Here is a 20066-nt window from a genome sequence, read left to right on the forward strand (position 1 = left end):
CGCGAAGAACCGTTTCTGGACCCCGCCCCTGGGCGCGGATCCGTTCTGGGCGTACTGTGCTCATCCTCACCACACGCGGGAGCTCGGACCACCGGGCTGAGAGGGCGGCTGGGAGCTGTGGCTCCCGGGGCCGCCGACCGCTCGAACCTGTCCGGGTAATGCCGGCGTAGGGAGAAGGAGAGAGCCATGTCGGCTCCTGCCATAGACGACGCGCGCCCGAATTCGGCGGCCACGCCCGGATCGGTCGAGGCCCCGCTCGTCCTCGACACCGCCGCCGAGACGCCGAAGACGCTCGGCTTCCGCGACCAGTTCGCGTTCTGGGCGAACCTGGGCGTCAGCCTCATCGGCTTCAGCGGCGCCGCCGCGTTCCTCGCCCCCGAGGGCTACCCGCAGCTGTCGCTGATCGCCGCGACGGTCGCCATCACCGTCGGCACCGTGGTCGGCACCGCGATGGTCGCCGTCTCCGGCCTGCCGGGCGCCGCGACCGGCGCGCCCGCGATGGCGCTGCTGCGCGGCCTCTTCGGCACCAAGCTGTCCTACCTGCCGACCGCGATGAACATCATCCAGTGCGTCGGCTGGGGCGTCTTCGAGCTGACCGTCATCGCGATGGGCTCCGAGACCCTGGTGAAGCACTTCGCGGACGACGCAGGGCCGCACTGGATCTACATCGTCGCGGCGGGCGCGCTCACCACGCTGATGACGATCCGCCCCCTGGGCATGCTGCGCATCCTGCGCCGGTACGTCACGGTCGCCGTCGGCGTCGCGATGCTCTACTTCTCCGTCCAGCTGGTCCGCGCGGGCGTGCCCGACCTGAACGACGGCTCCTGGTCCGGCTTCCTCCCGGTCGTCGACGCGTCCGTCGCGCTCGCCGTCTCCTGGGTGCCGCTCGCGTCCGACTACACGCGCCACTCGCGCGGCGCCAAGCAGGCGTTCTGGGGCACCCTCGGCGGCTACACGACGACCGGCGTGTGGTGCAGCCTGCTCGGCATCCTCGCGCTCGCGCAGACCCCCGAGAACGGCGACATCTTCCAGACGCTGCTGGGCATCTCGGCCGGTTGGGTGTTCTTCGCCGTCCTCGTCGTGCGCGAGGTCGACCAGAGCTTCGCCAACGTCTACTCGACGGCGATGTCCCTGCAGAACCTGGTCCCGCGCGTCGACCGCCGCGTCATATCCCTGGCCGTCGGCGCCCTGGTGACCGGCCTGGCCACCCAGGTCGACGACTTCTCCAAGTACGAGAGCTTCCTCTACCTGATCGGCTCGGTCTTCGTCCCGCTCCTCGGCGTCACCGCCGTCGACTGGTTCCTCGGCCGCGGCCGGGCCTCCTGGAACCTGCGCCAGGACGCCCCCGCGCGCTGGGCGATGCTGCTGCCGTGGATCCTCGGCTTCGCCGTCTACCAGCTCATCAACCCCGGCACGATCGGCTGGTGGGCGGACTTCTGGACGAAGGCCCAGGACGCGCTGCACGTCCACCCGCAGAGCTGGACCTCCGCCACGCTCTTCTCGTTCGCCGCCTCCGCGCTCGGCACACTCGCCCTGGTCCGGATCGACCGGGCGCGCACGGCGCCCGCCGGCTGACGCCCCGCACGCCGATCTCCCCGCACCGACCACCCGACGTCGACGACTGGTCACCTGCAGTTGGGGACGAGGTGGCACGATGAGGTCGTGACCTCTCCCGCCGCGTCGTCCCCCCAGACGCCGGGCGCCGCCGTCCAGGTGGTCGCCCACCGGGGCTCGTCCGAGGACGTGCCCGAACACACCCTGGCCGCGTACGTGAAAGCGATCGACGACGGCGCCGACGCGCTGGAGTGCGACGTGCGCCTGACCGCGGACGGGCACCTGGTCTGCGTCCACGACCGCCGCATCAACCGCACCTCAAACGGCCGCGGCCTCGTGTCCACCCTCGAGCTGTCCCACCTCGCCGCGCTCGACTTCGGGTCGTGGAAGGAGGGCGGCGAGCACGCTTCCGACGTCGAGGCGCCGGACTGGGACCGCACGTCCGTCCTCACCCTCGACCGCCTGCTGCAGCTGGTCGTCGACGCGGGGCGCCGCGTCGAGCTGGCGATCGAGACCAAGCACCCGACCCGCTACGCGGGCCTGGTCGAGCGGCGCCTGGTGGAGCTGCTCGACCGGTTCGGCCTGGCCCATCCCGTCGAGGGCGTCCGCTCGCCGGTGCGGGTCATGAGCTTCTCCCAGATGTCGCTGCGCCGGATGCGCACGCTGGCGCCGCGCCTGCCCACCGTGTTCCTGATGGAGCGGGTCCCGCTGCGCTTCCGCGACGGCACGCTCCCCAAGGGGGTCCGCATCGCGGGCCCCAGCATCGAGATCGTCCGCGCCCACCCGCGCTTCGTCGCGCGGCTGCACCGGGCCGGACACCGGGTCCACGTGTGGACCGTCGACCGGCCCGACGACGTCGACCTGTGCCTGCAACTCGGCGTCGACGCGATCATCACCAACCGTCCAGGAACGGTGCTCAGCCAGGTCTCCCGTCAACCCACTCGATAACAACTCCTCATCACCCGTCGCCGCCTTCTCGGGTATGCACGTGCACACCAGGTAGAAATGTGTGCGTACGCCGGTGTACGCCGTCGCCGGCCCGCGCCACAGCCGCGCGGACCGGCCGGAGACCCGACCGTCGCACCGCCCGCGCGGGCCGACGGAACTGTTTCCGAGCGACGCGCACCGGGCATCCCATGCCCGACGTGTGGGTGAGAAGGAGGTCCGGGGGTGGCAATGGTCGTGGCCCGTGGGGTGCCCGATTCTGAGGCTGTACTCGTCCCGCACGCCTCCGTCGGCGTCGGAGCCGCCCGGCACCGGCTGATCGCCGACCTCACCGACCGTGGTGTCGACCCCCTCGTCGTGGACGACGCCGCGCTCGTCCTGTCCGAGCTGCTGAGCAACGCCCTCAAGCACGCGCACGCGCTGCCGTCCGGCAGCGTCCGGGCCGCGTGGGCGGTGCGCGACGACAACCTGCTCGCCATCGAGGTGACGGACGGCGGCGGCCCGACCCGGCCGCGGCAGTCCAGCCCGTCGCTGACCGCGCGTGGCGGCCGCGGGCTGTCCATCATCGACGCGCTGGCCTCCGACTGGGGGGTACGCGGCGGCGGCGAAGAGGTGACCGTGTGGGCGCTGCTGTCCACCGGTGAGCGCGCCGGCACGGGCAGCGCCGCGGACGAGACGTGGGACTTCGACTTCGACGCGGTGGAGCCGCTGGACGGCTGACCGCCGCCCGGCCGGCCCGCGGATTTCGCCCGCGGACCACGCCACGGCGTCGCGGAATGGGCCAATTGCCTGGAGCGCACTACGCTCGCGGTCGTCAGGCAGTCGAGTCAGTCCGTCTATTCGCGATCCGCGACCGGGAGAGATCTCAGCATGGGCAAGAAGGCCGCGCGGAAGGGCCAGCAGAGCACGAACCAAGGCACCGCGGCGCAGGACGTCCCGGTGGTCGGCGGGCGCGAACCCTGCCCCTGCGGCTCGGGCCGCCGCTACAAGGCGTGCCACGGCCGTGAGGCGGCGGTGGCCGCCGAGACGCTGGTGCACCGCCCCTTCGAGGGCCTCGCCAACGAGTGCGACTGGGTCGCGCTGCGCGAGCTGGTGCCGGCCGCGACGGCGCAGCTCACGCTCGTCGGCGAGAACGCCGACACCCCCGTCACGCTGGCCACCGTGCTGCCGATGGCGTGGCCCGCGCTGCGCCGCGAGAACGGCGCGATCCTGATCGGCCTGCAGACCCACACGAGCTCCGGCGACGTCAGCCGCGACCTCGCGGACGCCATCGAGCGCGCGCTCGCGGTCGAGGACGGCACGCCGATCACGCCCGGCCCGCTGCCGGCCGCCGGTCCGCGCCTGCAGGACCTGCTGGACACCGCCGCGCCGCTCGACGTGACGGTGCACACCGGCTTCGACTTCTGGGTCGAGGACGCCGAGTCGGCCACCGGCGAGGTCGCCGCGTCCCTCGAGCGGGCGAACGCGGCCGCGACCCCGACGGCGCGCCTCACCTCGGTCGACGCCGCCTACTGGTGCAGCATGCGTGAGAAGAATCACCTGCGCTGGGTCATGCCGCACCCGGAGGAGGAGCTGCTGGACGCGATCGCGCGGCTGCACGCCGCCGAGGCGTCGTCGCTCGGCGAGGGCACGCGCTTCGTGGGCTCCTTCCGCGCGCACGGCCTGCTGGTGCCGGTCTGGGACCTGCCGAGCGGCATGAGCGCCGACGACGTCGAGAAGCCGGCCGCCGAGTTCCGCGAGCGGCTGGCCGAGGCCCTCGCCGACACGACGCCGCTGACGGCGCGTCAGCGCAGCGCGCGCAACGGACTGCTGAACCGGCAGATCACCCTCAACTGACCGCCCCCGGACGGCAGTAGCGGGACGCGGTCGGCGCGCCCGGACAGCGGGCGGAGACGGACGCCGCGCGGGCCTCGGAGACGAGGCCCGCGCGGCGTTTTCCGTCTCCGCGTCCGGCCGGTTCCGGCCGCGCCCGGGGTCGACCGGAACGCCCCTTGTGAGGGGTTTCGGCGAACCTTGGGGAAGGCTGGGAGAAGCCTGGGAGAACGCTGGGAACACGGCCTCGGGGGCCCTCGGGAGCCCCCGATTCGCAGCGCGTCAAGTCGGGACTCCCGGCCCGGGACCCCGTGAAACACATTGGACCTAGTCCAATTCCGCCGCGGACTTGGGTACTGGGAAGTTGCCTGTTACCTTTGATCCAGCCCGGCCGCTGATGCATCCCCCGTCTTCAGCGGCCGGGCCCTTTTGTCTTCGTGCCCGGGGTCGTTTTCGCGCCGCGCCGCGCCCGTTGCGGGCCCCGCGCGGCGCCCCCGGCGGGGCTCCAGGCCTCAGCCGGTCCCCATGCCCGTCGCGGCCGCCGTGCCGGACCTCAGGACCTTCCGCGAGCCGTCCGCCGTCGCGATCTCCGCGACCGCCGACCACGCGCTCAGCGGCTCGTCGGAACGCAGCCGCGGCGTCTCGCACTGGCCGTCGCCCGCCGCCGCGTCGATCGTGCAGCGGATCTGCACCGTGCCGGCGTCGGGGCGCAGCAGGCTCAGTACCAGAAGCAGCGGGTCCCGGGTCGGGTTGCGGTAGTAGACACGCGCCCAGATCTCGCCGCCCTCGCGCTCCACACACGTCTGCGCGCGCACCCCGCCGGGCACCTCCACGGCCTTGCCGCACAGCGCGTTCGACACCGGGGCCGAAGCGGCCGGAGCCGGAGGCGTCGAGGCGGACGCGGCCGGCGTGGCCCCCGTCGCGGCGGCCGACGTCGGCGCGAGCAGCTGCTTGACCGAGTCGATGCCCTCCGCACCGCCCGGTGCCACGCCGTTGCCGAAGTCATGGCCGGACGGCGTGCCCTTGGGCGTCGCCGTCGCCGTCGGGCTCGGCTTGCCGTCCGCGGACGGGCTCTTGGTGTGCGCCGAATCCGCCGAGGCGGCCGCGAGGGGGATGATCAGGCACAGCCCGACCGTGGTGCCGAGCGCCGCCGTGCGAACGCGTGCCGTACGTGCCCGCTGCATGGTGTCTCCTCGCGCGAAGGCCGGCCCCGTCAGCGCGGGATTCCGAGCCTGATCACCTGGCGGAGGTGAGCCTATCGCCTGCGCCGTGCACGGACGATCACCCGATGTCGCGGTCCTGCCACAGGATTACGCCGAACGCCACACAGCGGACACCCGCTCAGCCCGGTACCGGACTCACCGTCAGCCAGCCGCCCGGGGCCAGCCCCAGCACCACGCCGTGGCAGCCCTGCGCGTACGCACGCAACGACAGGTTGATGCCCGGCTCGCCCGTGGCCACCGGCGGATCGAGCTCGGACAGGTCGGCCACCAGCTCGGCCAGATGCAAGTGGGCCTGGAGCCACGGCAGTTCCTGACTGCCCGCGGCGCCGAGGGCGCGCAGGACCGCCTCGTGCGCGGCGGTCAACACGTCGTCGACCTCGCGGTTGCCGGTGACCGGGCGCGGCAGCAGGGCACGCAACGCGGAGGCGTCGTCGAGGACTTGGCGGATCTGCTCGGGCTCGCCCGCCGGCACGAGGTCGTCGTCGGACGGGGTGCGCCCGTCCACCACCGCCTGCAGCACGGCCGCGGCCGCCAACGCGTAAGCCGCGTTGCGCTCGAAGGCCAGCCGCCGTATGCCGTTGAAGTGCGCGTAGACCAGCGACTCGAGCTGCCACGCGACCGAGGTACGGGGCCGGAACACGGCCTCCGACTCGTCCTGGCGGGCCCGCTCGTACGCGACCCGCACTTTGCCGACGGCCAAGTCGGCGCTCTCCAGCGCGAAGTCCATGTCGACGCACAGCCGTGCGAGGCTCTCCAGCCCGGTGGACACCGTCGGCGGCAACTGCCGCCCGTCCCACTCCTCGGCGTCCCCCGCGCCCGGCTCGTGCCCGAGCCGCGCACCGCTCCCGGCGAATCCCCCCGTGGCACCGGATTCGTACCCGTCCGGCTGACGCATACCGCCCTCCCCGAGCCGCCCGATCGGGACTCACGCTACCGCCGCCGCGGCGGATGCGGGAGACATGCCGCGACTCCGCGGAAACGGAAGGCGACTCACCGTGTCGAAACCGCGGGACGCCCGCAGCGGCACAAGGCACCCGCACACGGCGGAACGATCACCGGCCCGTCAACGGCAACACCCGGCAACAGTGCGCCGAATCGCCTAGGAGGTCACGCCGAACGACGGACCTGCGTCACCGAATGGCACGTGTCGACCAGTGTCCGCACCAGGTCGGCGACCTGCGGCAGCCACGGCGCGGGCGCACCCACCACGGACGCCTCCGGCGCCACCGCCCAACGCAGCGCACCGCCCGGCGCGCGCGACGGCGGCAGCGCGAGGTAGCCGTCGTCGCCGTGGCAGCGCAACGTGAACGGCACGGCGCCGTAGCGGTCGAGGCCGTACCGGTCGAGCAGATCGGCGAGTTCGTCCAACGCGTACGGCGCCACCAGGAAGCCGTACCGTCCGGGCGCGGCCACAACAGGTCCGGTGCGCACACCCATCAGCCGCAACTGGGTCAACGCGCGGACGCCGGCCTCCTCCGGGACGCTCAACGCCGCGACCCGTCGTCCGGTCGCCAAGATGATCGGCGCGTCCGGGAAGCGTGACCACCACCAGCGCACCATGCGCTCGTCAGTACTGGCCGCAAGCAGCGGGGGCGGAGTGGCGGCACCAGCGGCACCAGGGCCGCGCGCCGTCCCGTCGAGCGGCACGGGAGGAGCGGGATGCGCACCGGGCACGGGGCAGTCGTCGCGGCCGCAGTCACACGTGCAGGCCCAGCGGTCGAACCCGGTCCCGGGAACCACGGCCCAGCGCCACTGGGCGCAGGCCACTGCGGCCGAGAGCAGTGCGGAGCGTTCCCTACGTCGCCTTCCGAGGATCTCGCGCAGCATGGCGCTCGTTCCTTTCCGTGAGCCGTGAGCCTGCCGGAAACTGCCGGAACTGCCGGGAAATGCTGGGCATTGCGTGCGCACGCCGCTGGCCTGCGGGCGCCGAAGGTACTTCGCAGCGCACCACGCGCGTCCCGGGTGGCGGGATATGGCGCGCCGTGGCGCGGATGGGCGGAGCGATGGCCTGTCGACTGCTGCGCCATCCGGGCGGAGTACCCGATCAGCTCTTTTCTTCTGGAATGACGAATCGTCACGCCGCAAGGTTCCCCGCGTCGATGCGACGGCCCTCGGGGTCGGGGTCGACCACGGACCCGACACGGGCGCGGTCCACCACTGGTGGTCGGCAGGGCGGCCCCACGGGTCTCCCTCCCTCATCTTTTGTACCCGTTCCGCGAGGTCCGGGCACGCCGCCGCGCCGCGCCGCCCGCCTGCCGGCTGCCCGGCGAGACAGGCATCACACGTTCTACGATCCCTTGCCATGGCACTTCAGGCATCCGGAGGCGGCGCGTTCGAGGACGGCGCACGGAGCGCGGCACCGGTCGCCGTGGTGATCCCGGCGCACGACGAGGAGCGCAGGATCGGCGCGACGGTCCGGGCCGCGCGGGTCGTCGACGGGGTGGACCTGGTCGTCGTGGTCGACGACGGGTCCCGGGACGGCACCGTCCGCGCGGCGGCGGCGGCGGGCGCGGTGGTCGTCCGCCACGGCCGCAACCGCGGCAAGGCCGCGGCGATGGAGACCGGCGCCGCCGCGGTGGCCGCCGTCGACGCACGCGAGGGCCGGAGGACGCCGGAGACCGCGCACCTGCTCCTCTTCCTGGACGGCGACCTGGAGGAGAGCGCCGCCAACACCGCCCCGCTCGTCGACCCGGTACGGGCGGGGACGGCCGCGATGTCGATCGCGGTCCTCCCCCCGCAGAAGCGCGCAGGCGGCGGCCACGGCTTCGTCGTCCGCGCCGCACGCGACGGCATCCGCCGGGCCAGCGGCTTCATCGCGACCCAACCGCTGTCGGGCCAACGCTGCCTGACCCGCGAAGCATTCGACGCGGCCCTCCCGCTCGCCGCCGGCTTCGGCGTGGAGACGGGCCTGACGATCGACCTGGTCCGCCAGGGTTACCCGGTGTGCGAGGTTGAGGTCGACCTCCACCACCGCGTGACCGGCAAGGACTGGGCCGCCCAGCGCCACCGCGCCAAGCAGTACGCCCACGTCGCCCGAGCCCTCGCCGAACGCGGCGCGGTGGGCGCCCTCCCCGGAGCGCTCCGCGCGGGAACGAGCGGCGGCACCGTCGAGGGCGATGGGGTGTCCCGCGAGCCCGGTGGTGGGGGGTCTTGACGGCTCGTCAGGGTGGTGGGTCGTCTGAGATGTTTCACGTGAAACACAACGCCGCAGGTCAGGGGCGCGCGTCACTCGTGTGCCTTGGGGTCGGGATCGGGCTGCTGCTCGTCACCGGGCTGCTCGGGACGTCGGCGGCGCAGCCGCCGGTGCCTGGGGGGCCTGGGTGGTTGCCGCCGTACGACCTCGGGGGTGGGCCGTCCGCAGGGCTGGTCACCGGGTTGTTGCTTGCGTCGGCGCTGGTCGGGGCCGTCGGGTTGGGGCTCGCGATGGTCGCGTTGCGGGCCGGGTGGGCGCCTGATCCGCGGCGGCTCACGGTCGCCGGGGCGGTCGCGGCGGGGGCTGTCGTTCTCGTTCCGCCCATGGGGTCGGCCGACCATCTCGTGTACGCGGCGTACGGGCGGCTGGCCGCGACCGGCGGGAACCCGTACACCGAGACGGCGTCGGACCTCGCCCGCGCCGGGGATCCGGTGGGCCGGGCGGTCGAGGCGCCGTGGCAGGACACTCCTTCGGTGTACGGCCCGTTCGCGACCGCCGAGCAGTGGCTCGCGTCCAGGATCGGCGGGACGTCGGCGCACACCACAGTGTTCGTGCTGACCCTGCTCGGCGCGGTCGCCTTCGTGCTGACCGGACTGCTGCTCCAGCGGCTCGCCGGGCCCGACCACGGTGCCCGCTCGCGTGTCGCGCTCCTGTGGTCGCTGAACCCGCTCCTGCTGTTCGTGGCGGTGAACGCCGGGCATGTGGACGCGTTCGCCGTGGCGTTCGCCGTCGCGGCGCTGGTCGCCGTGCGCAGTTCCCCCGTGCTCGCCGGCGTGCTGGTCGGTCTCGCGTGTGCGACGAAGGTGACGCTCGGCCTGTTCGTGCTCGCCCTGGTCTGGGGTCTGCGCCGCCGTCCGAAGGCGATCGCGCAGCTGCTCGGCTCCGCGGCCGTGGTCGGCGTGCTGGCCTATCTCCCGGTCGGCACCGACGCGTTCGCCCAGATCCGGGAGAACAGCAAGCTCGTCTCGCTGGCGACCGCGCTGCGGCTGACGGTGCACCCGTTGGAGTCGGTGCTCGCGCCGGACACCGCGCGCACGCTGATCGGGGCCGTCGGGTGGCTGCTGCTCGTCGTCGTCGCCTGGCTGCTGGCCCCGGTCGTCGCGCGGGCCGCGCGCCGCGGGCCGCTCGGAGGAGAGGCAGTGCTGCCGGACGCGGTGGGCGCCGCCGCCCTGTTGACGCTGGCGTGGCTGCTGACCGCGCCGTACAGCCTGCCCTGGTACGACGTGGCGGCCTGGGCGCCGTTCACAGTGCTGGCGGCGAGCGCGGCGGACGGCCTGCTGCTGGCCCGCACGGCGTTCATGGTGTGCGCGTACGTGCCGGGCCGCGCCGTGCCGCTGCCGGACGCGGTCGACGCGTTCGCCCGGACCGTGCGCGGCACGGTCGGCCCGTACGTCGGGGTCGCGCTGCTGCTAGGTGCGCTGTGGCTGGGCCTGCGGGCGCGGCGGGGCCGCGTCGCCGGTTGAGGAGGCGGTGTCGTCGTCCGCGGCGACCGCGGCGAGGACGGCGGCGCCCAGGGGGACGGCCAGCAGCAGGGCCACCGACGGGATCTGTATCCCCGAGTCGTTGACCGCGTAGCCGACGACGGCGGTGATCCAGCACGCGATGAGCGCCGGGCGCAGCCAGCTCACGCGGGCGTACGCGGGCGGCAGCGCCGTGGCGCGCAGCCGGGGCGGGTTGAGCACGGCGACGAGGAGCAGCACCATCGCGACCGGGATCAGGTAGCTGACGGGCGAGTTGAAGGTGCCGAGGTTGGCCGCGACCTTGCGGTGCAGCACGCTGCCCGCGTCGCCGTCGAGCACCTGCTGCACGAACTTGCCCAGGTGCGAGCGGCTGGCGGCGGGCCGCATCCAGTCGAGGACCGCGATGACGGTGATGGTCGCGACGGCGCCGAGCGCGATGAGCCCGACCTTGATCCACGAGATCCGCGTGCCGGTGAGCAGCAGGCCGAGGACCGCGAAGCCGGGCACGAGCGCGAGGACGCCGCCGAAGTCGCTGCCGAACGCCGGCCATCCGTTGACCACGATCGCGGCCAGTCCGCACCCGGCGAGCAGGGCCACGGCCGCGCGCCTGCGGCCCTGGTCGAGGAGACGGCCGACGGGCCAGGCGACGGCGAGGACGACGACCATGCCGTACACCGACCAGGCGACGTTGCCGAAGCCGTAGAACCGTCCGGCGACGAGCGGGGAGAGCCCGAAGATCGTGTTCATCTGCAGGTGCGACCCGGTGGCCACGTCGCCGGCCAGCACCGCGACCGTGGCCGCGGCGGCGAACCCGGCGGGGCCGTAGGGCGAACGCCGCCACGGTCCCGCGAACGCGAGCGCGGCGAGCACCGCCGTCCAGGCGAGGGTGAGCCCGATGATCGCGAGCTCCGGGCTGCCGGCCTTCTCCCAGGGGAACAGGGCGACCAGGAACGTCGCGGCCGGCACCGACGCGACCGTGACACCGAGGACCTGCATGCCTCGGTGCAGCCGCTTGCGGGCCGTCGGCGCGGCGCCGTTGCGGCGCATGCGGCCGGACCACGCGACGCCGATGCCGAACAGCAGCAGCGGCAGCAGGGTGAGCCACGTGAAGAACTGGTACTTCTCGCGCACGGTCCGCGCGGCCGCCGCGCCGACGTCGAGCAGGCCGAGCTCGCGCACGGCGGCGGCGCCGGTCGGGCCTCCGGTGCGGGTGACGACCGCGCCGATCATCGCCTCCGGCTGCTCGATCCCGAGCTGGGACAGCAGGCTGGGCGCGATGTCGGTGATCTGCACCATGCCGTCGTAACGGGTGGACGTGGCGGTGAGCACACCGCCGCCGAACGGGGCCGGGCCGCCCACGGTGAACATCCGCAGGTGCGGGACACCGCCGTCGTCGGAGATGCCGGCCACGTCCAGCCGGGAGTTCGGCGGCAGCGCCGCGGCGATGCGGCCCAGCGCGGTGTCGAACGCCCGCAGCCGCTCGGCGCGGTCGGGCTGGAACCGCGGCGCCAGGCCGTCGCCGCCGACCGGCTCCGCGGTGCCGGCCTCAGGGCCGAGGTCGACGAGCGTCAGCGCGCTGCGGGCGATGGCGCCGGTGTCGAGGGCCGTGCTGTCCGGGAGGTAGGCGGCGGGGCTGCGGCCGTGCTCGTCGGCGGTCGCCAGCGCGGCGCCGGGGCCGACCGCGGTGACGGTCCGGCCCGCCTTGGCCACCGTGGCGGCCAGCAGGCCGAACGTCGGGTCGTACGAGAACTTGTCGTTGCGCTTGGAGATCGCCGGCATCTCCGGCACGGTCAGGCCGCCGTCGGGTCCGACCACCGGGTCGACGGGGAGCGCGCAGCCGTGCGCGTGGCTGTCCGTCGAGCGCACGCCCGCGCCGACGGTGAGCCAGCCGTCGTTGGGGCAGCCGCGCAGGTTGGGGGTGCGCACGGACAGCGCGGCGGAGGTGCTGCGGCCGACGAGCGCGTACAGGTTGGGCGTGCCGGAGGCGGTGACGTCCGACCACATGAGGCCGGGGACGCCGACGAAGACGACGTGCTCGGTCGCGGCGACGGGCGCGACGCCGGGCGACGCGGCAGGCGCGGTCGGCGCGGGGCCGACGGCCGGGGCGGCGGCCGCGGAGGGCGCCGGCAGCAGCGCGAGGACGGTCGCGAGGAGCGTGGCGACCGAGGCGGCGAGCACGGCGAGGTGCGGCCTGGTCGGGCGGGGCGTCACGGTGCGGGGCTCCTCGTCGGTCCGGTGCGGGCGGCACCAGGCTATGCGGAGCCCAGGTCTCACACGGGCAGCAGTGCGTCCTTGCGCCAGCGCAACGACTTCTCGAAACGGATGACCGCGCCCTTGCGCGGGTGGTTGCGCAGTTGGACGCGGTCGCTCATGGCCTCGATCAGCAGCAGCCCCCGGCCGTTCTCGGCGCCCGTCGAGGCGATGTGGTGCAGCGGGGTGCGCAATCGTTCGGCGCTGAACCCGGGGCCTGTGTCGCTGACCTCGACGCGGCAGCGGTTGCCGGTGATTCCGGCACGGACCTCGAACTCGGCCTCGGGATTGGCGCCGCGTGCGTGCTCGACGACGTTCGCGCAGGCCTCCGACAGCGCCAGACCGATCTCGGCGGCCACTCCGGGGTCCACGCCGGCGGTCTCCATGGCGCCCATCAGCAGTCTCCGCACCATGGGAACGCTCGCCGTCTCCCGGGGAAGGTGGACGGTCCACCGCATGTCCATGAACGGCCTCCGCTCAGAGGGTCGCATTCAAGATCGCATTCAGGATCCGCGCCGGGATCCGGGTGTCTCGCGGGAGAGACTCAGCGCATATACCCAAATCCCATAGAAAGTCAACAATTGAATTTTTCCCCAGCAGAGGCGTCCTGTATCGCGCGGTACGGGATTCGAGGGATCTCCACCAACTCCTTCATCAGGTGTCCCTCGGACGGCGGTACGGCGGAGGGTGCGGCGGAATCGGGGACCCGCGCTCGTGGCGCGCGGGCGCGATGAGAGCATGGGGCGTCATGCTCGCCGTGTCCCTGCCCCTTCGCGCCGCGCGCGCCGCCGTGTTCGCCGCGGTGTGCGTCGCGCTGTCGGCGGCCGGGCACGCGTTCATGACCAGCGAGCCGCTGCCGCTGTGGACGGTCGGCGCCGGCTTCGGGGCGGTGTTCGCGGTCGCGTTCGCGGCCGCCGGACGCGAGCGGTCGCTCGGCGGGATCGCCGCGCTGCTCGCGCTCGCCCAGATCGGCCTGCACACGCTCTTCAGCGTCGGGATGGCGGCCGCGGCCGCCCCCGCGATGACCGGCCACCACGGCGGCGCCACGCTCCTCGACCGGCTGCTGTGCGGCAGCCGCGACTCGGCCGGGCACATCGTGCTCCCCCAGGGCTGGTCGGCCCGCGAGATCGTGGCGGCGGCCGGGCTGAACCCGGACGCGCCCAACGCGCTGCCCGCGCCCGGCTCCGGCCACGCGGCAGGGCACACGATCGGCCCGATGCTCTTCGACGGCGGGTACGGCATGCTCGCCGCGCACGCCCTCGCCGCGCTGGTCACCGCCTGGTGGCTGCGCCGGGGCGAGGCGGCGCTGTTCGGCCTGCTGCACCGGCTGCACACGACGGTGGCCGCGCCGCTGCGCGTGGTCCTGGCCGTCCTGTTCGGGGTTCCCCGCACGGGGTACCGCCCGCCGGCCGTGCGCGCGTTCGACCGTGCGACACCCGGTCCGCGGCCGGTCGTGCTGCGGCACGCCGTCGTGCGCCGCGGGCCGCCCGCGTTCGCCACCGCCTGCTGACGAACCGGACGCGACTCCGCGACCGGGGAATCACCCGTTCGGTGGAACGGGGACGGCAGGCGGCTCATGACCGCGCATCCTGCCCCGCCCGCCTTCCGGCCGCGCGCCGAGTCGGCCGACGCACTCGTCGACCGGCGCCTGAGCGCCGTCCGGAGCCCCGGGCAACCCGGTCCCCGCACGCCCCGCCCGAACGCGGCACTCCGCCGCGCGGCCGCGACCCTGCGTGCGCCCACTCCTGGAGTCCAGAAACGATGCAGCTCAACACCCTGCGCCGCCGTGCCGCGATCCTCACCGCCGGCTCCGTCGCCGCAGTGCTCGCCCTCGCCGCGCCCGCGTCCGCGCACGTCACCGTGCAGCCGGTCCAGGCCGAGCAGGGCGGCTACGCCGCCGTCGCGTTCCGCGTCCCGAACGAGAACGACGCGGCCGGCACCACCAAGCTCGAGGTCCAGCTGCCCGAGGACAAGCCGCTGACGTCCGTCCGCACCCGCCCGCTCGCGGGGTGGACGGCGACCATCGAGAAGCGGCCGCTGGCCACGCCGATCACGTCGCACGGCAAGCAGATCACCGAGGCGGTCGCCAAGGTGACGTGGACGGCGAACGCCGGCGTGCGCATCGCCCCCGGCCAGTACGAGGACTTCGAGGTGTCCATGGGCGCCCTGCCCACCGACACCGACAAGCTGGTCTTCAAGGCGCTGCAGACGTACGACAACGGCGACGTCGTCCGCTGGATCGACGTGCCCGGCCCCGACGGCAAGGAGCCGGAGAAGCCGGCCCCCACCCTGAAGCTCGTCCCCAAGGCCGGTGCGGCCGGCACGCCCGCCGCGTCCCCGGCCGCGCAGCCCGCGCCGGCGGACAAGAACCTCACCGTGGCCGCCGCGAAGTCCTCGGACGGCAGCGACAGCACGGCGCGCGGTCTCGGCGTCGCCGGCCTCGTCGTCGGCGTCCTCGGCCTCGCCGTCGGCGCGTTCGGCATCCTCCGCGCGTCGCGCGCCGCGGGTCCGCGCGCGTAACCACCGCCCTACCGTCACGTGATCGGGAGAACCATGCGCAAGGCACTTGTGAGGACCGCGGCACTCGCGGCGGCGGGCATCCTGTTCGCCGCCGGGTGCAGTGACTCGGGAGACGGCGGCAAGCCCACAGCGACCGGCGGGGCGCCCGTGCGGATCGACTCGTCGGGCCCGCCGTCCAAGTACCGCGGCACCGAACTCGGCGGCCCGATGGCGAAGCCCGAACTCACGCTGACGGACACGTCGGGGCAGGCGTACGACTTCAAGGCCAAGACGGCCGGCAAGGTCACGCTGCTCTACTTCGGCTACACGCACTGCCCCGACGTGTGCCCCACCACAATGGCCGACCTCGCGCGGGGCCTCACCAAGCTCAAGCCCGAGGACCGCGCAAACGTCGACGTGGTCTTCGTGACCTCCGACCCGCAGCGCGACACCGGCCCCGAACTGCGTTCGTGGCTCGACGCGTTCGACCCGACGTTCGTCGGTCTGACGGGGTCCTTCGACACGATCCAGGCGGCCGCCAAGAGCGTCGGCGTGGCCCTGGAGCCGCCGAAGGTCGGCGCGGACGGCAAGGTCACCAGCACCCACGGCACGCAGATCATCGCTTTCGAGCGCGACAATCTCGCGAGGATCATCTACCTGGCGGGCGTCGGCCTGAACCCGGACGGCACCCCCGCCGGGATCACCGCCGACGACTTCGCCCACGACCTGCCGCTCCTGATCCACCCCGAGGGAAGCACTCCATGATCACGGCCCCCCTTCGCTCCCGCATCGCGCTCCGCCGCCGGACGACCGCCCTGGTCGCCGGCGGGGTCCTCGCCCTCGCGGGCGGTATCCCGCTGGTCGCCTGCGGGTCGTCGTCCTCGCCCAAGTGGGAGACGCCGTCGGTGCCGGCCGGGCCGGTCAGCGCCAACCCGAACGCGGCCCGGTCGTCCGACGCGTCGACCGGGGCGCCCAAGCTGCGCGTCGTCGACCCGTACATCCCGCAGCCAGCCAAGCAGGGCACGGCCGCCGGCTACCTCGTCGTGCAGAACGACGGGGACGCCGCGGACCGCCTGCTGTCGGTCAGCACGCCGCTGACCGCCAGCGCGGGTCTCCACCAGACGAGCGGCAACTCGATGAGCAAGGTCGACGCGGTCGACGTCCCGGCGCACGGCAAGGGCGTGCTGGCCCGCGGCGGCACGCACATCATGTTCGAGGACGTCACGAAGACGCTGAAGAAGGGCGACACGGTCACCCTGACGCTGACCTTCGAGAAGTCCGGGCCGATCACCGTGCAGGTGCCGGTGCTGGGTGCGGCCGAGCGGCCCGGGGACGCCTCGGCGTCGCCCACCACGTCCGCGTCGGGCTCACCCTCGGGGTCGCCGTCCACCGGATCGTCGGCCAACGGCGATATGACCGGCATGGACCACACCAGTCATGGCGGCTGACGCCGCACCGGGCCGGCGCCGCCTGCCGGCCCGGCTGTTCGCGCTGACCGTGCTGCTGTTCACGCTGCTGGTCGGCGGCGCGGGCGTCGCGTCCGCGCACGCGTCGCTCGACTCGACCGACCCCGCGAACGGCAGCACCGTGCCCTCCGCGCCGTCGGTCGTCACGATGCGGTTCAGCGAGGGCGTCGACGCGGCGCTCGGCGGTGTGAAGGTACTCGACCCGACCGGCAAGCGGGTCGACACCGGCAGCCCCGAGCACGGCGTCGGCGGCCCGTCGACGCTGCGCGTGAAGCTGCAGCCGGGGCTCGGGCCGGGCACGTACACGGTCGCGTGGCGCGTCGTGTCGGAGGACTCGCACCCGATCTCGGGCGCGTTCACCTTCAACATCGTGCGCGCCTCGGCGGGCGGCGGCGTCGGGATCGACCAGGGCGGCGACGACACCGTCGGGTTCTTCGACGGACTCGCGCGCGGCGTCGCGTTCGGGACGTTCGCGCTGCTCACCGGATCGGTGCTGTTCCTCGTCGCGCTGCGGCCCGCCGCGGTCGGCCGGTTCCGGGTGTGGCTGCTGCTGTTCGCGTCCTGGGCGGGGCTGTTGGTCTCCACCGTCGCGGCGCTCATGCTGTACGGGCCCAAGGCGGCGGGGCTGCCGTTCTCGTCGGCGTTCGACCTGGACGTCCTGCGGACCACCCTGGAGAGCAAGCTCGGCCGCGCGCTGTCCGTGCGCATCCTCATCCTGGGCGCGGCGGGCGCGCTGCTCGGCTACCTCGTCGCGGTCCTCGGCGAGGCGGGGCGCCGGCGCCGTGCGGTGCTCGGCGGCGCGTGGGCGCTGCTGTGCGTCGGCATGGCGGCGACGTGGGCCGCGTCCGACCACGCGTCGGTCGGCATGCAGGCGCCGCTCGCGATGAGCGCCGACATCGTGCACCTCGTCGCGATGGGGTGCTGGCTCGGCGGGCTCGCGGTGCTGCTGGTCCTGCTGTTCGGACCGGACAAGGACGAGGACGGCGAGGAACTGCCCGGCGCGCTCGACGTCCCGACCGTCGGCTGGTTCTCCAAGGCCGCGATGGTGTGCGTGACCGTGCTCGCGGTGACCGGCGTGTACGCCGGGTGGCGGCAGATCGGGTCGTTCGACGCGCTGTTCTCCACGACGTTCGGCCTGCTGCTCATCCTCAAGGTCAACTTCGTCCTGCTGATGATCGCGGCGGCGTGGGTGGCCCGGCGCTGGCTCCAGGCGCGGCTGCGCGCCAAGGCCGGCGAACGCGCGGGCGAGCCCCTCGCGCGCAAGCGCACGCTGCAACGCGCCGTCGGCACTGAAGCGGTGCTCGCCATCGTGGTGCTCGCGGTCACGACGGTGCTCGTCAACACCGAGCCCGGGCGCACCGCGCACGAGCGCGAGGAGGCGACCACGTCCCGTACTGTCAGCGTCAGTTCGCCGTACGACGCGGGCGGTCCGGCCGGCAAGGGCGTCTTCGAGCTCGTCGTCACCCCGGCGCGCGCCGGCGTGAACTCGGTCGACGTGTCCGTGCGCGACCCGCTGAACAACACGATCGACCCGCCCGAGGTGACGCTGAGCGTCTCCCTGCCCGAGAAGCAGATCGACGGCATCACCGTCGCGCTCCAGCGCACCGGGCCCGGGCAGTGGAGCGCCCGGGACCTGTCGCTGCCGATGGCCGGGACCTGGAAGTTCTCGGTCTCGGTACGCACCGGGGACTTCGACCGCGCGACCGTCGTCGTGCCGGTCAAGGTGCGCTGAGCCGGCACCGCGTAGACGAGTCAAGGACACCGAGGGAACCGAGATGGGTACTACCGCACACCAGCCCGAGGGCATCAGCCGGCGCCGGCTCCTCGGCGTCGCGGGCGCGGCGGGCGCGGGCGGCCTCGTCGTCGGAGCGGCGGGCGGCGCGTTCGGCGCGTCGCTCGCCTCGGACGACACCGCGTCCGGGCCCGCGCTCACCGCGCTCGGCGCCACCGCGGTGCCGTTCCACGGCGCGCGGCAGGCCGGGATCACCACGCCCGCGCAGGCCCGCACCGTGCTGATGGCGTACGACCTCGAACCCGGCGCCGACAAGGCCAAGACCGCCGCGCTCATGCGGCGGTGGTCCGACACGGCCGCCCGCCTCGCGCGCGGCGAACGGCCCGACGCCGACGGACAGGTCGGACTCGACGCCGGGCCGTCCTCGCTCACCGTCACCTTCGCGTTCGGGGCGACGCTGTTCGACAAGACCGGCCTCGCCGACCGTCGGCCGGCCGGGCTCAAGCCGCTCCCCGCGTTCCCCGGCGAGGAGTTGGACCCGGCGCGCGGCGACGGCGACCTGCTCGTCCAGGTGTGCGCCGACGACGCGCTGGTCTGCTTCCACGCGGTCCGCACCCTGCAGCGGCTGGCCCGCGGCGTGGCACGGGTGCGCTGGCAGATGAACGGCTTCGCCCGCTCCCCCGGCGCGACGGCCCGGCCCATGACGCACCGCAACCTGATGGGGCAGGTCGACGGCACCAACAACCCCGAGCCCGACGCCCCCGACTTCGACGCCAAGATCTTCGTCGCGCCCGACGCCGAACCGGCGTGGCTGCGCGGCGGTTCGTACGTGGTGGTGCGGCGCATCCGGATGCTGCTCGACGACTGGGACGGGCTCGACGTCCCCGCCCAGGAGCAGGTCATCGGCCGGAAGAAGGACACGGGCGCGCCGGTCACCGGCGGCGGCGAGCACACGGCCGCCGACTTCGGCCGCCGCGCGCCGGACGGCACGCTCGCCATCGCGGCGAACGCACACATCCGGGTCTCCGCACCGGAGTTCAACCGCGGGGCGACCATGCTGCGGCGCGGCTACTCGTACCACGACGGCTTCCGCCCGGACGGGGCGCCGGACGCGGGCCTGCTGTTCATCGCCTGGCAGAAGGACCCGCTCGACGGGTTCGTGCCGATCCAGCAGAAGCTGGCCCGGGGAGACGCGCTGTCGCCGTTCGTCCGCCACGAGTCGAGCGGCCTGTTCGCGGCGCCTCCGGGGTGTGCGGAGGGCGGGTACGTGGGCCAGGCGCTCTTCGAGGGCTGACGCGCGTCAGTCCGTGGGCCACACGGGCGACGGGCCGGCGGCGACGAACGGGCGCCGGTCCTCCGGCACGAACAGCAGCAGCTCACGGCCGAGATGCCCGGCCCTGGCCAGGCACAGGCGCGCCTCGCGCACCCGAAGCAGGGCCTCGGCCTGCGGCCGCACTTCAGCGATCCAGCTCGGCGGGGCGTAGCGGTGGATCAGCTCGGACGCCGGGCCTTCGAGCCACACGCTGACCTCGGCGTCCTCGAGCAGCGCGTCCAGCAGTGCCTCACGCAGCGGACCCCAGTCGGCCGACTCGGCGTACGCGTAGATGCGCTCGCGCGCGGCCGCGTCGACGGGTGCGCCGGTGGCCAGCGAACGACACCTCGGACAGGCGTCCGGACGCAGCGGGAAGAAGAAATGCCGGTACACGGTGACCTGCTCCCGCGGAATGCCGCACAGCGTACGGCCGTTGGCCGTCCCGTGCTCGGCACCCGGATCGGCGTCCGCCCGCGCCGCGGCCCCGGAAGCGCCCATGACGCGCGGCGCACCGGGCGGACGGACCGTGTGGTCGGACCGGGTCATGCCCGCGAGGGTCGCACCTCCGCCCCCGCGGTGTCGCGTCGAATTCACGCCCAGCCGACCCGTGTCAGCCGACC

The 20066-nt window shown here is 73.9% G+C and carries 18 protein-coding genes and 1 riboswitch; of the genes, 12 read left to right on the forward strand and 6 right to left on the reverse strand.

What is annotated here, in order from left to right:
• Positions 1 to 65: 65 nt before the first annotated feature.
• Positions 66 to 190: riboswitch (TPP riboswitch) on the forward strand.
• From QI554_RS37770 to QI554_RS37785, 4 genes are all read left to right on the forward strand, one after another.
• A complete protein-coding gene (locus QI554_RS37770) occupies positions 187 to 1575 on the forward strand; it encodes a purine-cytosine permease family protein (RefSeq protein WP_281476987.1) in 1389 nt (462 codons plus the stop codon). It overlaps the preceding riboswitch by 4 nt.
• An 87-nt stretch (positions 1576 to 1662) precedes the next feature.
• Positions 1663 to 2502: a glycerophosphodiester phosphodiesterase gene (locus QI554_RS37775; protein WP_281476989.1), complete on the forward strand. Its 840-nt coding sequence runs from the start codon at positions 1663 to 1665 to the stop codon at positions 2500 to 2502.
• 246 nt (positions 2503 to 2748) lie between these two features.
• Entirely contained in the window at positions 2749 to 3219 is a 471-nt protein-coding gene (locus QI554_RS37780) for an ATP-binding protein (protein ID WP_281476990.1), read from the forward strand.
• Positions 3220 to 3369: 150 nt separating this feature from the next.
• The gene (locus QI554_RS37785; protein ID WP_281476992.1) at positions 3370 to 4335 is read left to right on the forward strand and encodes a DUF5926 family protein; all 966 of its coding nucleotides are present in this window, start codon (positions 3370 to 3372) and stop codon (positions 4333 to 4335) included.
• Between the two features lie 488 nt (positions 4336 to 4823).
• On the opposite strand, the gene QI554_RS37790 is transcribed toward QI554_RS37785, so the two are convergent.
• The 3 genes from QI554_RS37790 to QI554_RS37800 all read right to left on the reverse strand — a co-directional run bounded on the left by QI554_RS37790 (position 4824) and on the right by QI554_RS37800 (position 7361).
• Complete coding sequence (locus tag QI554_RS37790) at positions 4824 to 5495, reverse strand: hypothetical protein (protein WP_281476994.1); 672 nt, start codon at positions 5493 to 5495, stop codon at positions 4824 to 4826.
• A gap of 157 nt (positions 5496 to 5652) precedes the next feature.
• Positions 5653 to 6429, reverse strand: a complete 777-nt coding sequence (locus QI554_RS37795; protein ID WP_281476996.1) for a hypothetical protein — start codon at positions 6427 to 6429, stop codon at positions 5653 to 5655.
• 212 nt (positions 6430 to 6641) lie between these two features.
• A complete protein-coding gene (locus tag QI554_RS37800) occupies positions 6642 to 7361 on the reverse strand; it encodes a bifunctional DNA primase/polymerase (protein ID WP_343230855.1) in 720 nt (239 codons plus the stop codon).
• Positions 7362 to 7836: 475 nt separating this feature from the next.
• Between QI554_RS37800 and QI554_RS37805 the strand changes: the two genes are divergently transcribed.
• Together QI554_RS37805 and QI554_RS37810 are read left to right on the forward strand one after the other, a co-directional pair.
• Entirely contained in the window at positions 7837 to 8688 is an 852-nt protein-coding gene (locus tag QI554_RS37805; RefSeq protein WP_281476998.1) for a glycosyltransferase, read from the forward strand.
• A 38-nt stretch (positions 8689 to 8726) separates the two neighbouring features.
• A complete protein-coding gene (locus QI554_RS37810) occupies positions 8727 to 10190 on the forward strand; it encodes an MptA/MptB family glycosyltransferase (protein WP_281477000.1) in 1464 nt (487 codons plus the stop codon).
• Here QI554_RS37810 and QI554_RS37815 read toward each other — a convergent pair.
• Together QI554_RS37815 and QI554_RS37820 are read right to left on the reverse strand one after the other, a co-directional pair.
• Positions 10137 to 12398, reverse strand: a complete 2262-nt coding sequence (locus QI554_RS37815; RefSeq protein WP_281477001.1) for a hypothetical protein — start codon at positions 12396 to 12398, stop codon at positions 10137 to 10139. The genes QI554_RS37810 and QI554_RS37815 overlap by 54 nt on opposite strands.
• 59 nt (positions 12399 to 12457) lie before the next feature.
• Entirely contained in the window at positions 12458 to 12901 is a 444-nt protein-coding gene (locus QI554_RS37820; protein ID WP_281477002.1) for an ATP-binding protein, read from the reverse strand.
• A gap of 284 nt (positions 12902 to 13185) precedes the next feature.
• Here QI554_RS37820 and QI554_RS37825 point away from each other — a divergent pair, with 284 nt between their 5' ends.
• From QI554_RS37825 to efeB, 6 genes are all read left to right on the forward strand, one after another.
• Positions 13186 to 13947, forward strand: a complete 762-nt coding sequence (locus QI554_RS37825) for a hypothetical protein (RefSeq protein ID WP_281477004.1) — start codon at positions 13186 to 13188, stop codon at positions 13945 to 13947.
• Positions 13948 to 14198: 251 nt separating this feature from the next.
• Positions 14199 to 14957: a YcnI family protein gene (locus tag QI554_RS37830; protein WP_281477005.1), complete on the forward strand. Its 759-nt coding sequence runs from the start codon at positions 14199 to 14201 to the stop codon at positions 14955 to 14957.
• A gap of 33 nt (positions 14958 to 14990) precedes the next feature.
• Positions 14991 to 15701, forward strand: coding sequence for an SCO family protein (locus QI554_RS37835; RefSeq protein ID WP_281477006.1), 711 nt, complete (start codon positions 14991 to 14993; stop codon positions 15699 to 15701).
• Positions 15698 to 16384: a copper chaperone PCu(A)C gene (locus QI554_RS37840; protein ID WP_281477008.1), complete on the forward strand. Its 687-nt coding sequence runs from the start codon at positions 15698 to 15700 to the stop codon at positions 16382 to 16384. Before QI554_RS37835 ends, QI554_RS37840 begins: the two co-directional genes overlap by 4 nt.
• The gene (locus tag QI554_RS37845) at positions 16374 to 18134 is read left to right on the forward strand and encodes a copper resistance CopC/CopD family protein (RefSeq protein WP_281477009.1); all 1761 of its coding nucleotides are present in this window, start codon (positions 16374 to 16376) and stop codon (positions 18132 to 18134) included. Before QI554_RS37840 ends, QI554_RS37845 begins: the two co-directional genes overlap by 11 nt.
• A gap of 43 nt (positions 18135 to 18177) precedes the next feature.
• On the forward strand, positions 18178 to 19428 hold the full coding sequence (efeB, locus tag QI554_RS37850) for an iron uptake transporter deferrochelatase/peroxidase subunit (protein ID WP_281477010.1): 1251 nt from the start codon (positions 18178 to 18180) through the stop codon (positions 19426 to 19428).
• 6 nt (positions 19429 to 19434) lie between these two features.
• On the opposite strand, the gene QI554_RS37855 is transcribed toward efeB, so the two are convergent.
• Positions 19435 to 19992, reverse strand: coding sequence for a hypothetical protein (locus QI554_RS37855; protein WP_281477012.1), 558 nt, complete (start codon positions 19990 to 19992; stop codon positions 19435 to 19437).
• Positions 19993 to 20066 lie beyond the last annotated feature (74 nt).

The organism is Yinghuangia seranimata (assembly GCF_029953285.1).
Classification (GTDB): Bacteria; Actinomycetota; Actinomycetes; order Streptomycetales; family Streptomycetaceae; genus Yinghuangia; species Yinghuangia seranimata.

What these genes read in the sequence shown, in the direction of transcription:
- QI554_RS37790 (WP_281476994.1), bottom strand. Translation starts at nt 5,495, where the DNA reads ATGCAGCGGGCACGTACGGCACGCGTTCGCACGGCGGCGCTCGGCACC.
- efeB (WP_281477010.1), top strand. Translation starts at nt 18,178, where the DNA reads ATGGGTACTACCGCACACCAGCCCGAGGGCATCAGCCGGCGCCGGCTC.
- QI554_RS37855 (WP_281477012.1), bottom strand. Translation starts at nt 19,992, where the DNA reads ATGACCCGGTCCGACCACACGGTCCGTCCGCCCGGTGCGCCGCGCGTC.
- QI554_RS37785 (WP_281476992.1), top strand. Translation starts at nt 3,370, where the DNA reads ATGGGCAAGAAGGCCGCGCGGAAGGGCCAGCAGAGCACGAACCAAGGC.
- QI554_RS37830 (WP_281477005.1), top strand. Translation starts at nt 14,199, where the DNA reads ATGCAGCTCAACACCCTGCGCCGCCGTGCCGCGATCCTCACCGCCGGC.
- QI554_RS37805 (WP_281476998.1), top strand. Translation starts at nt 7,837, where the DNA reads ATGGCACTTCAGGCATCCGGAGGCGGCGCGTTCGAGGACGGCGCACGG.
- QI554_RS37840 (WP_281477008.1), top strand. Translation starts at nt 15,698, where the DNA reads ATGATCACGGCCCCCCTTCGCTCCCGCATCGCGCTCCGCCGCCGGACG.
- QI554_RS37845 (WP_281477009.1), top strand. Translation starts at nt 16,374, where the DNA reads ATGGCGGCTGACGCCGCACCGGGCCGGCGCCGCCTGCCGGCCCGGCTG.
- QI554_RS37835 (WP_281477006.1), top strand. Translation starts at nt 14,991, where the DNA reads ATGCGCAAGGCACTTGTGAGGACCGCGGCACTCGCGGCGGCGGGCATC.
- QI554_RS37770 (WP_281476987.1), top strand. Translation starts at nt 187, where the DNA reads ATGTCGGCTCCTGCCATAGACGACGCGCGCCCGAATTCGGCGGCCACG.
- QI554_RS37800 (WP_343230855.1), bottom strand. Translation starts at nt 7,361, where the DNA reads ATGCTGCGCGAGATCCTCGGAAGGCGACGTAGGGAACGCTCCGCACTG.
- QI554_RS37795 (WP_281476996.1), bottom strand. Translation starts at nt 6,429, where the DNA reads ATGCGTCAGCCGGACGGGTACGAATCCGGTGCCACGGGGGGATTCGCC.
- QI554_RS37820 (WP_281477002.1), bottom strand. Translation starts at nt 12,901, where the DNA reads ATGGACATGCGGTGGACCGTCCACCTTCCCCGGGAGACGGCGAGCGTT.
- QI554_RS37825 (WP_281477004.1), top strand. Translation starts at nt 13,186, where the DNA reads ATGCTCGCCGTGTCCCTGCCCCTTCGCGCCGCGCGCGCCGCCGTGTTC.